This window comes from Anoxybacillus sp. UARK-01, from assembly GCF_002075365.1.
Lineage (GTDB): Bacteria > Bacillota > Bacilli > Bacillales > Anoxybacillaceae > Anoxybacteroides > Anoxybacteroides rupiense.
This window is the reverse complement of record NZ_NASY01000041.1, coordinates 23,540-38,522: the sequence shown is the minus strand read 5'-3', so window position 1 is coordinate 38,522 and position 14,983 is coordinate 23,540. Positions and strand designations below refer to the sequence as shown.

Below are 14,983 nucleotides of genomic sequence, written 5' to 3'. Positions count from 1 at the left end.
AACGCTCGACACTCATCATGCTAGCGGTACTTTTCGTCCCGTCTCTGCCGATATCCGGCATGCCTCCAGCACTCTAGCCTGCTGAAGCATCGCCTGATGGGAGTAGCTTGGCTGCTTTCCTGTCAAAATACATTCAGAAATGTGTTCAACCTCAAGCACATATTGATCTCCCGCCACTATTTCCTCGCGCACTTCGCCAGAAGCGGTTTGCATGACAATCAATCCCTTGCCATCGTGCAAATCGGGCCGATATGCCCGCGGCACGGTCAGCTTTCCCTTTGTTCCAATGATTTCATATTCATTGCGCCAAACGGCTTCAAAACTACAGTCAAATAAAGCATGAACACCATTGTCCATTTTCATCCATCCGCTTGTCGCTACATCAACCGAATGCTGGTTGTCATAGCTGGAATGAACGGCTAATTCAACCGGCTCCGCATTTAATAGATAACGAATGGAATGGACGCAGTAGCAGCCAATATCGAACAGGCTTCCGCCGCCTAATTGTGCATTCATCCGGATATTATTTTTGCGTTCCTGAAGATCAAACGAGAAGCCCACTCGAATGGTCTTTATCTCTCCTATTTCATCTGAAGCAAGAATATCTTTCACTCTTTGATGCTGCGGATGAAACTGATACATAAATGCTTCCATCAAAATGACTTGATTCTTTTCACAAGCCGCTACCATATTGCTGACATCTTTCTCACATAAAGCGGCCGGTTTTTCGCACAGCACATGTTTTTTATGTTCTGCTGCTTGAATGGTCCATTCGGCATGCAGACTATTAGGAAGTGGAATATACACAGCATCAATATCAGGATCGTGAAGCAAAGCTTCATAGCGATCATAAGCCTTTGCAATTCGCAGTGGACGCGCCACTTCATGCGCTTTTCCACTCTCGCTTGCAATCGCTACCACTTCAGCATTTTGCGAACGCTGAATCGCAGGAATCAACGTTTCTCTTGCAATCGCAGCGGTGCTTAAAATCCCCCAGCGGACTTTGGAACTCATCTTCCTTCACCCCTTTTACTAATCAAGACCTATGGTTAGCAGTCGCCTAGCCAACAATATCGCGTTGTTTGAAATTTCTAAAAACGAATCGTAATACTTCCATCATAGCAAGGTTTAGTTAGTTTGTACAGTAAACAAACTAATATATTTATCGACAGGTTCTTTCAACAAACAAAACTAAAAGATCTGCAAATAAACGACCCTTCCCCTTGCTTTATCTGTCTTATTTTTCTAATTCTGTTCAAAATATCAATCTTTATTAATCTCCACCTATTCTCTTCTAATCATCAATTCCCCAATCAATGAGCCCTGGACTGATGAATAAAAAAGACATGAGAAGCAATTTCCTCCCCCATGTCTTTTGATTGCGTTCACTTCAACATCTTAGCGATACCGCCATACTACTTCATTCCACATGAGCTCATTTTTGATCGTTTGCGGTGAAGTGCGCTCATCGATAACTACACATTCAATGCCGCCCATTTCCGCAAAATCTTGCAATTGCTCCGTTGTGACGGCAAACGAGAAGCATGTATGGTGAGCGCCTCCGGCTAAAATCCATGCTTCTGCGGAATCGCGAAGTGACGGGCGTGGTTTCCATAAAACTCTTGCAACTGGGAGATTAGGTATTTCCTTTTCTATTTTAACCGCATCCACCTCGTTCACAATCAATCGGAAACGATGTCCAAGATCAATTAGGCAAGCATTCACCGCTGATCCCGCATCACCATCAAAAACAAGACGGGCCGGATCCTCTTTTCCTCCGATCGACAGAGGATGAACTTCAATTCTCGGTTTTGTTGCGGCAATCGTCGGGCACACTTCAAGCATATGGGCGCCGAGAATCATTTCGTTGCCCGGCTCAAAGTGGTACGTGTAATCTTCCATAAATGACGTTCCTTTGCCATTGGCCATCACTTTCATAAGCCGAACAAGCGCAGCCGTTTTCCAGTCTCCCTCGCCGCCGAAGCCGTATCCTTCCGCCATAAGCCGCTGAACTGCGAGCCCTGGAAGCTGCTTCATGCCGTGCAAATCCTCGAACGTCGTCGTAAAGGCAGTAAAGTTCCCATCTTGTAAAAAGGCTTTTAGTCCAAGTTCAATCCGCGCCTGTTCACGGATCGACTCGCGAACAGGCCCTTCTTGGCGGCCGGCTGGTACAATGTTATACAGCTCCTCGTATTCATCAAGCAGCTCGTTCACTTTTTGTTCGGAAATATCGCGGATGTATTGGACTAAATCCCCAACGCCATAGCCGTTGACCGACCAACCGAATTGGATTTGCGCTCCAACTTTGTCCCCTTCAGTAACTGCTACTTCGCGCATGTTGTCGCCAAAACGGGCCACTTTTAGATTTCGGCTTTCCGCAAAAGCGACAGCCGTCCACATCCATCCTGCCATTTGCTTACGAACATCCTTCTCCTCCCAATGACCAACGATCACTTTCCGGGCGATCCCCATTCTCGCGCCGATAAATCCGTATTCCCGATCACCGTGGGCTGATTGATTTAAGTTCATAAAGTCCATATCAATGCGATCCCATGGAATGTCACGGTTAAATTGAGTGTGGAGATGCAATAGCGGTTTTCTTAGCTGCGACAGACCGCCAATCCACATTTTCGCTGGAGAAAATGTATGCATCCATGTGATCATCCCCGCACAAGCGTCATCGGCATTCGCTTCTATACAAAGCCTACGAATGCCATCTGCCGTTGTAGCAATTGGTTTCAACACTATTTTAAATGGAAGGGCGCTATCCTGATTGAGCCCTTCCGTTATTCTGTTGGCATGAACCTCCACTTGGGATAATGCCTCTTCCCCGTATAAATGTTGGCTTCCTATGACAAACCAAAATTCATATGGACGTAACTGTAGCATCCAATCTCTCCCCTCATTGATTAAACATTGGATTCTTCTAATCTTGCGTTTTCTTTCAATGCTTTTAATCGCTTCATCACATGATTTCCGCCGCGCCCAAAATAGTCATGAAGCTTTACATACTCTTGATAAAGCTGCTCATAAATAGCCACATTTTCCCGTATCGGCTGAAATACTTCATCGCGGACCCTTCCCATTTTTTGCGCCGCCTCTACAATCGATTCATATCCGCTGTTTTCTTTGCCGGCAGCGACGGCTGCAAACATCGCTGCTCCAACAGCCGGGGTATGCTTAGAAGCTGCCACTTTAATAGGACGATTCGTTACATCGGCATAAATTTGCATAAGCAATTTATTTTTTTGCGGCAGTCCACCGCACGCATAAAGCTCCTCCACTTTGACACCGCTTTCAACAAAAGCATCGATGATTCTCCGTGTGCCAAATGCCGTCGCTTCAAGCAAAGCTCGATAAATTTCTTCAGGTTTTGTCAGCAATGTATAGCCAACGATGAGCCCCGTTAAATCGGCATCGACCAGCACCGAACGGTTGCCGTTCCACCAGTCCAAGGCAAGCAGCCCGGTTTCTCCCGGCCGATAGGCAGCAGCCCGCTTTTCGAGCCATTCGTGGACGTTGACCCCTTCTTTTTCCGCCGCTTCTTTGACATATGCCGGAACGCCTTGTTCGACATACCAAGCAAAAATATCACCGACCGCTGATTGTCCTGCTTCATAACCGAGATAGCCAGGGATGATTCCGTCTTCAACGACACCGCACATTCCTTCCACATGTTTCTCTTCTGTTCCGAGCAGCATATGGCAAATAGAGGTTCCCATCGCCATGACAAGCTTTCCGGGTTCTACCACACCAACTCCAGGTACAGCGGCATGGGCATCGACATTTCCTACGGCGACCGCTGTTCCTGGAAGCAATCCCATCATTGCCGCCATTTCATTGCTCAGTCCGCCCGCTTTAGTTCCGAGAGGAATGATTTCGCCGCGCAACTTCGTTTCTGTTAAGTGTTCCAGCCGCGGATCAAGCGCTTGGAAAAACTCCTTGCTTGGATAGCCGTCTTGTTTATGCCAAATCGATTTGTAGCCTGCCGTGCAACTGTTCCGCACGATTTGTCCCGTCATCTTGAAAACAACCCAGTCAGTCGCCTCTAAAAAGAGGTCGGTTTGCTCGTAGATGTCCGGCGCCTCATTTAAAATCTGCCAGATTTTCGCAATCATCCATTCGGATGAAATTTTCCCACCGTATCTCGGCAAAAATGCTTCTCCTCTTTTGGCAGCGATCTCATTTAACTTGTTCGCTTCACCTTGAGCCGCATGATGCTTCCATAATTTGACCCAACTGTGCGGCCGATGCTTAAAGTTCGGTTGGAAACAAAGCGGCTCGCCGAAAGCATCAACCGGTAACATTGTACATGATGTAAAATCAATGCCAACACCAATCACATCCTCAGGGCGAACACCCGACTTTTGCAAAACGGCAGGAACCGCCGTAGCTAATACTTCGATATAGTCTCCGGGATGCTGGAGCGCCCAGTCTGGCTCCAGCTTTATATTCGATTCTGGCAGTGCTTCATCGATCACTCCATGAGCATATAAAGTAACATGATCGGCGATTTCGTTTCCCTCTAAATCGACAAGAACCGCTCGCCCAGACTCCGTTCCATAATCAATGCCAATCACATATTTCATCATGATATCCCCTCCGTCATTGCCCATAGTAAGCGTTTACTCCATGCTTCCGAAGATAATGCTGATCTAATAAAGATTGATCTATTGTCTGGACATTTGGATTCAGCTGATATGTTCTCGCTGCCATTTTTGCTACTTCTTCAAGAACGACGGCATGATAAACGGCCTGATTAGGATCTTTCCCCCAAGTAAAGGGACCATGGCCATGAACGAGCACTCCAGGTACTTGCATCGGATCAAGAGAATGGAACGTCTCCACAATGAGGTTTCCCGTCTCTAGTTCATACGCTCCTTTAATTTCCGCTTGCGTCATTTTTCTCGTGCAAGGAATTTCTCCGTAAAAATAGTCGGCATGTGTCGTTCCTAACGCCGGAATCCCTTTTCCAGCCTGTGCCCAGATCGTCGCCCAAGGAGAGTGCGTATGGACAATGCCGCCAACCTGAGGAAACGCTTTGTATAAGACTAAATGCGTAGGAGTATCAGATGAAGGCTTTAAGTTCCCTTCGACAACCTTTCCTTCTAAATCAACAACAACCATATCCTCTTTTGTCATTTTTTCATAAGCGATGCCGCTTGGCTTAATGACCACAAGACCTTGCTCACGGTCAATGCCGCTGACATTTCCCCATGTAAACGTGACCAATTTCTGTTTGGGAAGCTGTAAATTCGCTTCCCAAACAAGCTGTTTTAACTCGTCAATCATCTTCCCCACTCCCTAATAAAAATGATGTCACCTCCATTATAATTTTGTACGTACAATTTCTCTATAGTTTTTTGAAAATTTTATTCAAATATTTTAAACTCTTTTCGTCGAATCACGAATAATCAGTTCAGGCTGGTATACAATATCCTCTACTTCTTCATGTTGCTTTTCAATCATTTTCACGAGCATTTCAGCTGCCCTCACCCCCATGTCCACTTTTGGATGGCGAATGGTGGTCAACTTCACTTCTGTCGCTGTAGCAAATGTCGAATCATCAAAACCAACGATGGAAATGTCGTTAGGGACACTGAGCCCTTGCTGCCGAATGACATCTAATAGTTTGACCGCCAGTTCATCATTGTAGCACACAAACGCAGTTGGCCTTGCTTCTTTAGGCTGCTGCAAAAAAAGGCGTGCTGCTTCTAATGGCTTCGTGTCTCTTTCCTCTGTCATATAAGAGATAAGATGGCCTGTCGTCAGCGGCATGCCATGCTCTTGATGTGCTTGAATAAAGCCTTTGAGTCGATTGACACCTTGCAAATCATCCGTTTTGAAAAACCCCGCAATCCGTCGATGCCCAAGCTGGATTAAGTGATCGGTAAGCAAATAACCACCACGCGCATCATCCATTTTTATGTACGGACAATTCATTTCCAAATATCGCTCGTTAATCATCACGTAAGGAATGTGCAGATTGTTAAGCACTAAATAATAGTTTAAATTAGGGTTCCCTTGGGCGCTTTTTGTCGGTTCGATGATGAGGCCACTTAGCGGCTGCTGAATCATCGCCTCTAAATGTTCCCGTTCCTTATCCTTATTATTGCCTGTGCTGGCTAAAAGCAGCCGATAGCCTTTTTCATAAAGGGCTTCCTCCGCTCCTCGAACAATGTGGGGGAAAATATAATCAGAAATATACGTCGTTAAGATCGCTACCGTTTTGGTGGTTTCTTGTTTTCCTATTGATTTGGGCTTAGAAACAAACGTTCCGCTTCCTTGGATTTTATATAGCCATCCTTCATGCTCAAGTTCCCCCAACGCCTGGCGAACGGTATGGCGGCTTAACTGAAATTGGGTTACAATTTCATATTCTGTCGGTATTTTTTCATCCGGTTTTAATTTCCCTGACTTTATCCAAGATAAAATTTCATTTTTTAACTGCAAATACTTTGGTATATTTTTATCCTTCATATGTTCACCGCCTTATGACCAAATATCGATTTGCAAATGGGCTCATTCACTATCCAGATTGTCTTGCTTAGTTTCAGCATTCCGTTTCATTTTGCAACGGTCGAAGCATCGGCACCATCTATCATTCATTATAACAGTTTTTATTTGTACGTATATATAACATGGAATTTTTTTCATAATAAAAGAGGGGGCTCCCCCCTCTCTTTCACACACTTGTCCCTAAGCTGATTTGTTTTTATTATAAATATCGAAAGCGACAGCCGCGAGCAGCACAAGTCCTTTAATCGCTTGCTGCCAATCAATTCCTAAGCCAAGCAGCGACATCCCATTGTTCATGACGCCCATTACCAAACCACCGATAATCGCTCCGCTTACACTTCCGATTCCCCCGTATGCCGATGCTCCGCCAATAAAACAAGCAGCAATGGCATCTAGTTCAAATAAATTCCCAGCTTTCGGAGTGGCTGCGTTTAAACGGGCAGCAAAAATTAATCCGGATAATGCGGCTAAAACTCCCATATTGACAAATACCCAAAAAGTGACTCTTTTCGTCTTTACACCTGACAGCTGTGCCGCCTTCTCATTGCCGCCGATGGCATATATATGACGGCCAGCAATGGTCTTGTTCGCAACGAAGGAATAGACAGTAATCAAAACGGCTAAAATTAGCAAAATATTAGGAATTCCCTCATAGGTAGCTAGCACGTAAGCAAAAAGATTAATAACCGCCAGCACCCCAATTAACTTCGCGATAAACACAGCTTGATGTCCTACTTCAAATCCGTATTTCTTCTGCTCGTTTCTTTTTCTTATTTCAAGCCATAAAAATAGCAGGGACAATAGAGCGGCCAGCACCATTGTGAAAATATGAAGGCTGTCTCCATGAAATACGTCTGGAATAAAGCCAGAGCTTATATTCTGAAACGATTTTGGAAACGGGGCAATGGACTGTCCTTCTAAAATAACCATCGTCAATCCCCTAAATAATAGCATGCCCGCAAGCGTAACAATAAAAGCAGGAATTCTCACATAGGCGATCCAAAAGCCTTGCCACGCTCCAATCAATGCTCCCAGCAGCAAACAAACCAGCACCGTCGCCGTCATGGAAACATGATGTTCAACCATTAAAATGCCAGCTAAAGCCCCTACAAAAGCTGCTACCGAGCCAACGGATAAATCAATGTGTCCGGTAATAATGACAAGCATCATGCCGATGGCTAAGATGAGAATATAGCTATTTTGGAGAATTAAGTTGGTTACGTTTAAAGGACGCAATAAAATACCGTCTGTTAAAATTTGAAATAAACCGATAATAAGTACAAGTGCTACGACCATGCTGTAGCTGCGAATATGATTTTTGATTGTTTGTGCAAACAGCCTTGTTTTGCTTTCATTTGCGGCTGAATGATGTGAAGACATTTTTTGTGTTGGTACTTGCATGCTGTCTACCCCCTCACCCTTGTTTTGGTCATGAGTTTCATCAAGCCTTCCTGTGTCGCCTCATATCGATCTACTTCCCCGGTTATTCTTCCTTCACTCATCGCATAGATTCGATCACACATGCCAAGAAGCTCTGGCAGCTCCGATGAGATCATTAAGATCCCCTTTCCTTCTTGAGCCAGCTGGTTCATGATCGTATAAATCTCATATTTCGCTCCAATATCAATCCCGCGTGTCGGCTCATCTAAAATCAAAATGTCCGGTTCCGCAAACATCCATTTTCCTAATACAATCTTTTGTTGATTTCCGCCGCTTAGCTTTTCCGCTTTTTGAAAAACACTCGGTGTTTTAATTTTCAATCTGTTTCGGAACTTTTCAGATTCGATGATTTCCAGATTCTCATTGACAATAAACCACTTCGCGATTTTATTTAGACGAGACAAGGTCATATTTTTACGAATATCCGCCATTAAAATCAGACCGTTTCCTTTCCGATCCTCTGTTACATAAGCAATGCCCTGCTCAATGGCCTTGCTAACATTCCGAACATCAATTTCCACGCCATTTTTAAAAATTTGTCCGCTATTTTTTTTTCCATAAGATCGCCCAAAAAGGCTCATTGCGAGTTCGGTTCTCCCTGATCCCATCAAACCAGCAATGCCGACAATTTCTCCTTTACGGATATATAAATGAACATCATCAATTACTTTTCGTTCATGCTGAAAAGGATGATAAACGTTCCAATTTTTCACTTCAAATATGACTTCGCCAATTTTTGATTCCCGTTTGGGATAACGGGCTGTTAAGTCCCTTCCAACCATTCCTTTAATAATCCGATCTTCTGTCACATGATCTTTCTTCATATCTAGCGTTTCGATCGTTTTTCCATCCCGCAAAATCGTAATGGAGTCAGCAACACGTGCGACTTCGTTTAGCTTATGAGAAATAATAATCGCGGATACTCCTTGCTTTTTCAATTCTAATAAGAGATTTAACAAGTTCTCGCTATCAGCCTCATTTAAGGCAGCAGTTGGTTCGTCTAAAATGAGCAATTTCACTTTCTTTGCTAACGCCTTAGCAATTTCCACAAGCTGCTGCTTCCCCACTCCGAGAGTCCCCACTAACGTATGAGGCGATTCATCTAATCCGACTTTACTGAGCAATTCTTTCGTTTTAGCAACCGTTTCATTCCAGTTGATGATCCCTCTTTTTGCCTGCTCATTTCCTAAAAAAATATTCTCTGCAATTGATAAGTACGGAATTAAGGCCAATTCCTGATGAATAATCACAATTCCTAGCTGCTCACTCTGCTTAATATCTTTAAACTTGCATACCTCTCCCTTAAATAAAATCTCTCCATCATACGTTCCGTACGAGTAGACGCCGCTTAACACTTTCATCAACGTTGATTTTCCTGCCCCATTCTCCCCGCAAAGCGCGTGAATTTCACCTTCCCGTACTTTTAAATTCACATTATCAAGCGCTTTCACCCCAGGGAATTCCTTTATAATCCCCCTCATTTCTAAAATAAACTCGGACATATGTCTTCCTCCTTGCGAGAGAGTACGGATATAAGGGGGATCAATGCCCTTGTATCCGCCTTTCTCTTCGATCTATTTCTCTAAGTCTTCTTTTTTGTAATAGCCGCTGTCCACCAATACTTTTTCGTAGTTAGATTGATCCACCGAAACAGGCTCAAGCAAATAGGATGGTACTATCTTTACCCCATTGTTATATGTTTTTGTATCGTTAACCTCTGGCTTTTTTCCTTTTAATACAGCATCCGCCATTTCAACAGCTTTTTTCGCTAGTTCACGTGTATCTTTAAATACTGTTTGCGTTTGCTCACCAGCGATGATCGATTTCACCGACGCTAATTCGGCATCTTGTCCAGTTATAACAGGCATCGGCTTGCTGGTTGTGCCATAGCCAACTCCTTTCAGCGATGAAATGATACCGATGCTGATGCCATCATAAGGTGACAAAACAGCATCCACTTTTTCATTCGTATAATGGGCACTTAGCAAATTGTCCATTCTTGCTTGCGCAGTTGCTCCATCCCATCGTAACGTGGCTGCTTGATCAAATTTTGTTTGACCGCTGCGAACCACCAATTTTCCGGAATCAATATAAGGCTTTAATACAGACATCGCCCCATCAAAAAAGAAATAGGCATTATTATCGTCAGGCGAGCCCGCAAACAGTTCAATGTTAAATGGACCTTTCCCTTCCTTCAATCCTAGTTTTTGTTCGATGTATGTCCCTTGCAATACTCCAACTTTAAAGTTGTCAAATGTCGCATAGTAATCGACATATTTGCTGTTTTTAATCAGACGATCGTAAGAGATGACTTTAATTCCTTGTTTATGCGCCTTTTCAAGAACATCCGTCAATGCCTCGCCGTCAATCGGAGCAATAACTAAAACATTGACTCCTTTTGTAATCATGTTTTCAATTTGCGATACTTGATTTTCAACGACATCTTCGGCGTATTGCAAATCGGTTTTATAACCAAGCTTTCGAAATTCCTTTTCCATATTTTTTCCGTCACTAATCCATCTTTCCGATGATTTCGTCGGCATTGAGATGCCTACAAATCCCGCTTTGCCATCGCCTGCTCCATTTCCACTACATGCAGTCAACGCAAAGGCAAACATAAATAAAATCATGAATGACAACCATTTTTTCATAGCTTTTTTCTCCCCCTTTTATAAAGTGATTGAATAATTACCTAAAATATAGCACCAAGATAATTTTCAGTCTTTTCAATAAAATAACTATTTTTATAAAAATTTGACTTACTTAAAGCGCTTTCAAAAAAAAAGAAGAGCTATTAATAGCTCTCACTTAACCAATGGAAACTTACGCGGATCCCTTATAGTAAGTTTTCATGAATTTCTTTAAAAAGGAAGGCCCCCTTACGATATTGATTTGGAGGGATTCCAACTGTTTTCTTGAAAGCTGTGCTAAAATAATGCTGTGTTTCATATCCTACTTGTTCGGAAATTTCATAAATAGGGAGTTCGGTAGAAGTCAATAACTGAATAGCCTTTTTCATTCGGGCTTCTGTTACTAAATTAACAAATGATACTCCAAGCTCTTGTTTCATCATGCGGCTTAAATAAACAGGAGACACGTTTAAAAATTGAGCAACAGATTCCAATGTTAGCTTTGGATTCGAAAAATGCTCTTGAATATATTGTTTGGCGCGGCGCACAATCGGAGAAATATTCGTTTCTTTATAAATTAGTTCTTTACAATGCTGATAGGCCTCAGCTACCTTTCTCATCCCTCCCTCGATGCTTTGTATGTAAACGTTAGTCTGTACATTCAAATATTGTTTCAGTGTTTTTTCAATGGTTCGGATCATCCCTTCATCAATTTGCCCCCAAATACAAGCGACGATAAATCCAGCAGTATCTCGAAACATTACATGACAATCAGTAGACAGCAATTCAGACGCAATGTTTTCGATTGCAAAAAAGAGCAGCTGCTTATCCCGGTCATTGAGCAATGGCTGATGATTAAAAAAATCTTGCCAATAAATCATTGCTAATTGATTCGGGGCAGATGAAGGAAGCTGGAAAAAGGAAAGTTGCGCCATAATTTCTTTCTCTGTCAGCTCGCCATGGATCCATTTTAAACAAAATTGTTGCCGGATGAGCGAAAAGTTTTTTTGAACCTGCTCCGACAGCATCCTGATGTATTCGTTTTGCTTGAACCCTTGTTCCAGCGCTTGTTTTATTTTCATTACGACCTCTCGCAAATGCTGAGGATGAGTCGGCTTCAATATATAATCGTCAACCTGCAAACGAATCGCTTCTTGTGCATAAGTAAATTCATCGTATCCGGTAATAACCACCATTCTGCATGCAGGCAGTTTTTCACGAATCTGCCTCATTAATGTAATGCCATCCATCATTGGCATATTCAAATCAACAAAAAGAACGTGAATCTCATGATATACAGCCAGTTCTAACGCTTCTTCTCCATCCTCAGCTTCCGCGATTATCTCCATGTCAAATTCTCTCCAATTGATTGCCTCTCGTATTCCTTCGCGAATAATCGGTTCATCATCAGCAATTAACACCTTCCACATCTCTCTTTCCTCCTACATCGCTTGTCTAACAATTGGATGGATCATCGTCACGGTCGTTCCTTTTCCTTCTTCACTGTCGATCCATAAACCGTAAGTACTCCCAAAGGTTAATTGCATTCGCGCTTGCACATTCAACATTCCATATCCCTGCACCTTTCCTATCTCCTTTTCTTTGTCACGAGCCGTAAAATCAACCGTTAAGTCTTCACGCAAAGATGACAATAATTCTTTTGACATTCCGACACCATCATCATGAATGCGAATGATCAGCTTTCCATCCTGTTCCTCAGCTTGAATCAAAATATGGCCAGGTCCTCTCCGCTGCTTGATACCGTGATAAATCGCATTTTCTACTATCGGCTGCAAGACAAGCTTTAAAATATATAAATCTTGAACGTTAGAAGCGATGTCAAATGTATAGTTCAACTTGTCTCGATATCTCGTTTTTTGAATGCTTAAATAGCTTTGAATATGTTCCATTTCTTCCGCAAATGAAATGATATCCCTTCCTTTGCTTAATCCGATGCGAAATAGCTTTGACAACGCTTCCACTACTTGGGCTACATCCTCGGCTCCTCTTTTTCTAGCCAGCCAATGAATCGTATCTAACGTATTGTAAAGAAAATGAGGTTTAATATGCGCCTGCAAGCTCCGAAGCTCCGCTTCCCATCTTTGTCGTTCCTTCCACTCTACAAGAGAAATGAATTTTTGGATTTGATCGAGCATTCGATTAAAACTTCTTCCTAACATACCGATTTCATCTGCACGAACACTGTGATAGCGACTCGTTAAATCGCCTCCCTCTACTTTTTTCATAAATGAGATCAATTGTCTGATCGGTCGTGATAGCGAATGAGCCAAATAGTAAGAAGCGCCGATACCAATAAGACAGACCAAAAATACAAAACAAGTGACATAAAAACGGATTTCCATGATTTCTAACGCTGATTCTTGATTGGAGAAGACCCCAATCGTTGTCCAGCTTGTAAACGGTGAACGCTGATAAATAAATTGCAAATATTGTCCATCTACCTTCTTGCTAAATGTTCCGGAATCCCGATTGCCAAGCCATTGAGCCGGGATATTCGCGATAAGCGGATGGGCAGGTGAATAAATATTTTCGCCGCAATGATCGATAACCATTAAGTATCCTGATTTTCCTAAACGAACACTTTTCACGGCTTCCGCAATAACACGCAGCTTTAGGTCGATTAAAATCACTCCTTCTACCTGCTGAGTTTCTGGATTTAAAACGGCTCTAACAACTGACACCACTTCCTCTCGTTTATAATTCGTGTGTGTTGTTACATTACGTTTCTCCGGGTGGCCAATAATTTTAAAAATGCCTTTATTTTGTACAGCCTCCTGATACCATCCTTCCTCTGTGAGCGGCTTAGCTGAACGGGTATACATTTCGTTGCTGATATACTCTCCTTTATGATTAGCAACAAGAATACCCGCAACTTCAGGATACAATGTTGTTAATCCGCGCAGAAATTGACGAATTCGATATTCATCGCTCGTTTCACCAATTCCTTGCATCCTCTCGTTTCCTTCTAAAAACTTTTTTATTTCTGGATTAAATGCTGTTAAATAGGTAATATTTTGCATATTATTCAAGTAAAACTCGAGCGTTCGATTTACTTGGTTAATCACTTGAAGTGTATTTTGATTAATTTGCCGATCAATAATCCGATCAACTGTCCAACCTGTTACGCTCCCAAGTCCGATGGAGGGAAAAATGATAATGAATAAAAAAAGGAAAATCAGCTTATAGCGAATAGGTACATTATTAATCTGAAAATATTTCATTTGCTTCAATCCTGATCCCTCATTTCTAGCATCCGCATTCTTTCCCTTATTTCGCATAAAAGCTATCCACGTTTTCTTTCGTTACAACTGTAATTCCAGTGTCCATATACGCAGGCAATAAAGGATAGCCAGATGGCAAAGAAGGAGTTAAGCGATGGTGAAGGTGAAATAAAAATTGCAATGACCAATATCCCATATTCCATGTTCCTTGAGCCAATGTGGCTTCTATCATTCCTTGTTTCACCATATCCAATGTTCGTTTATCGGTATCAAAGCTAATAATTTTTACTTTCTTCGCTGTTGCAAACGATGCAACGGCTTCACCCACTCCGACTCCTCCATTGGCCTCGGTAACAAAAATACCTGATAGCTCTGGATATTGTTTTAACAGCTCTAGAGCGGCTTGCTTCGAGGCAAGGGCATCTCCTTTCCCATCCTTTACTATTACGACTTCCATTTCCGGATATTCTTTATCAATCGTTTCAATAAACCCTTTTGTCCTTTGTTGGTGATTTAACTGATTGGGAAGCGTAATAACCGCTACTTTCCCTTTTTTTCCTAACAGCTCTGCCATTTTATGCGCCGCTGTCACTCCGGCATTATAATTATTCGTTCCTAGGAATGAAAACGCTTTACTAGAAAGAGCATCGGAATCGAATAATACAACTGGAATTCCCTGTTCCACAGCTTTATTAATCGTTCCAGTCAGTTTATTTGGATCTATTGCAGAAATCGCAATGCCAGCTGGTTTTTTAGCAATTACTTGCTCAAGCACCGTCACCTGTTCATTTACGTCATATTGTGTCGCCCCCCGATACTCTACTGAAACATTGAGTGCTTGAGCCGCATCCTCAAATCCCTTTAAACAATTTTTCCAATAGTCAATTCCAGATAAAAAAGTGACCATTACATACGTCTCCTCGATTTTTCCTTGTAAAGTTTGCTCTTCTTGATTAACAGTCCGAATACGGGAAGCTTGCAAATGATAGTTATATACATAAATGAGAAAGACACCGATTAAAAAAACATAAACCAATAACAATTTTTTCATGGCAATCCCCCTGCCTACCATCACTGTAAAATAAAAAAAATTACAAAAAAATGGATTATTCCCACCTTTTTTATAAAATTGAATCAGTGTCTAAAAGATAG

Annotated in this window: 11 protein-coding genes; all 11 read right to left on the bottom strand. The window is 42.4% G+C overall.

What is annotated here, in order from left to right; translation table 11 throughout:
• Nucleotides 1–15: 15 nt before the first annotated feature.
• The gene (locus B6A27_RS08945; protein WP_080861742.1) at nucleotides 16–1,014 is read right to left on the bottom strand and encodes a Gfo/Idh/MocA family protein; all 999 of its coding nucleotides are present in this window, start codon (nucleotides 1,012–1,014) and stop codon (nucleotides 16–18) included.
• Between the two features lie 384 nt (nucleotides 1,015–1,398).
• Nucleotides 1,399–2,889: an L-arabinose isomerase gene (gene araA / locus B6A27_RS08940; protein ID WP_080861739.1), complete on the bottom strand. Its 1,491-nt coding sequence runs from the start codon at nucleotides 2,887–2,889 to the stop codon at nucleotides 1,399–1,401.
• 20 nt (nucleotides 2,890–2,909) lie between these two features.
• Nucleotides 2,910–4,595 carry a ribulokinase gene (locus B6A27_RS08935; protein WP_139788108.1) on the bottom strand — a complete coding sequence of 562 codons (1,686 nt, stop codon included), beginning with the start codon at nucleotides 4,593–4,595 and terminating at the stop codon, nucleotides 2,910–2,912.
• A 10-nt stretch (nucleotides 4,596–4,605) separates the two neighbouring features.
• Complete coding sequence (gene araD, locus B6A27_RS08930; RefSeq protein ID WP_066147597.1) at nucleotides 4,606–5,292, bottom strand: L-ribulose-5-phosphate 4-epimerase; 687 nt, start codon at nucleotides 5,290–5,292, stop codon at nucleotides 4,606–4,608.
• A 93-nt stretch (nucleotides 5,293–5,385) separates the two neighbouring features.
• Nucleotides 5,386–6,480, bottom strand: coding sequence for a GntR family transcriptional regulator (locus tag B6A27_RS08925; protein WP_080861736.1), 1,095 nt, complete (start codon nucleotides 6,478–6,480; stop codon nucleotides 5,386–5,388).
• Nucleotides 6,481–6,699: 219 nt separating this feature from the next.
• Complete coding sequence (mmsB, locus tag B6A27_RS08920) at nucleotides 6,700–7,920, bottom strand: multiple monosaccharide ABC transporter permease (protein WP_080861734.1); 1,221 nt, start codon at nucleotides 7,918–7,920, stop codon at nucleotides 6,700–6,702.
• Nucleotides 7,921–7,925: 5 nt separating this feature from the next.
• Nucleotides 7,926–9,461: a multiple monosaccharide ABC transporter ATP-binding protein gene (gene mmsA, locus B6A27_RS08915; RefSeq protein WP_080861732.1), complete on the bottom strand. Its 1,536-nt coding sequence runs from the start codon at nucleotides 9,459–9,461 to the stop codon at nucleotides 7,926–7,928.
• Between the two features lie 72 nt (nucleotides 9,462–9,533).
• Nucleotides 9,534–10,610 carry a multiple monosaccharide ABC transporter substrate-binding protein gene (gene chvE, locus B6A27_RS08910; protein ID WP_044745419.1) on the bottom strand — a complete coding sequence of 359 codons (1,077 nt, stop codon included), beginning with the start codon at nucleotides 10,608–10,610 and terminating at the stop codon, nucleotides 9,534–9,536.
• Nucleotides 10,611–10,795: 185 nt separating this feature from the next.
• Nucleotides 10,796–12,019 carry a response regulator transcription factor gene (locus B6A27_RS08905; RefSeq protein ID WP_044745420.1) on the bottom strand — a complete coding sequence of 408 codons (1,224 nt, stop codon included), beginning with the start codon at nucleotides 12,017–12,019 and terminating at the stop codon, nucleotides 10,796–10,798.
• A 12-nt stretch (nucleotides 12,020–12,031) separates the two neighbouring features.
• Entirely contained in the window at nucleotides 12,032–13,831 is a 1,800-nt protein-coding gene (locus B6A27_RS08900) for a cache domain-containing sensor histidine kinase (protein ID WP_080862001.1), read from the bottom strand.
• 46 nt (nucleotides 13,832–13,877) lie between these two features.
• A complete protein-coding gene (locus B6A27_RS08895) occupies nucleotides 13,878–14,882 on the bottom strand; it encodes a substrate-binding domain-containing protein (protein ID WP_080861729.1) in 1,005 nt (334 codons plus the stop codon).
• Between the last annotated feature and the right edge of the window lie 101 nt (nucleotides 14,883–14,983).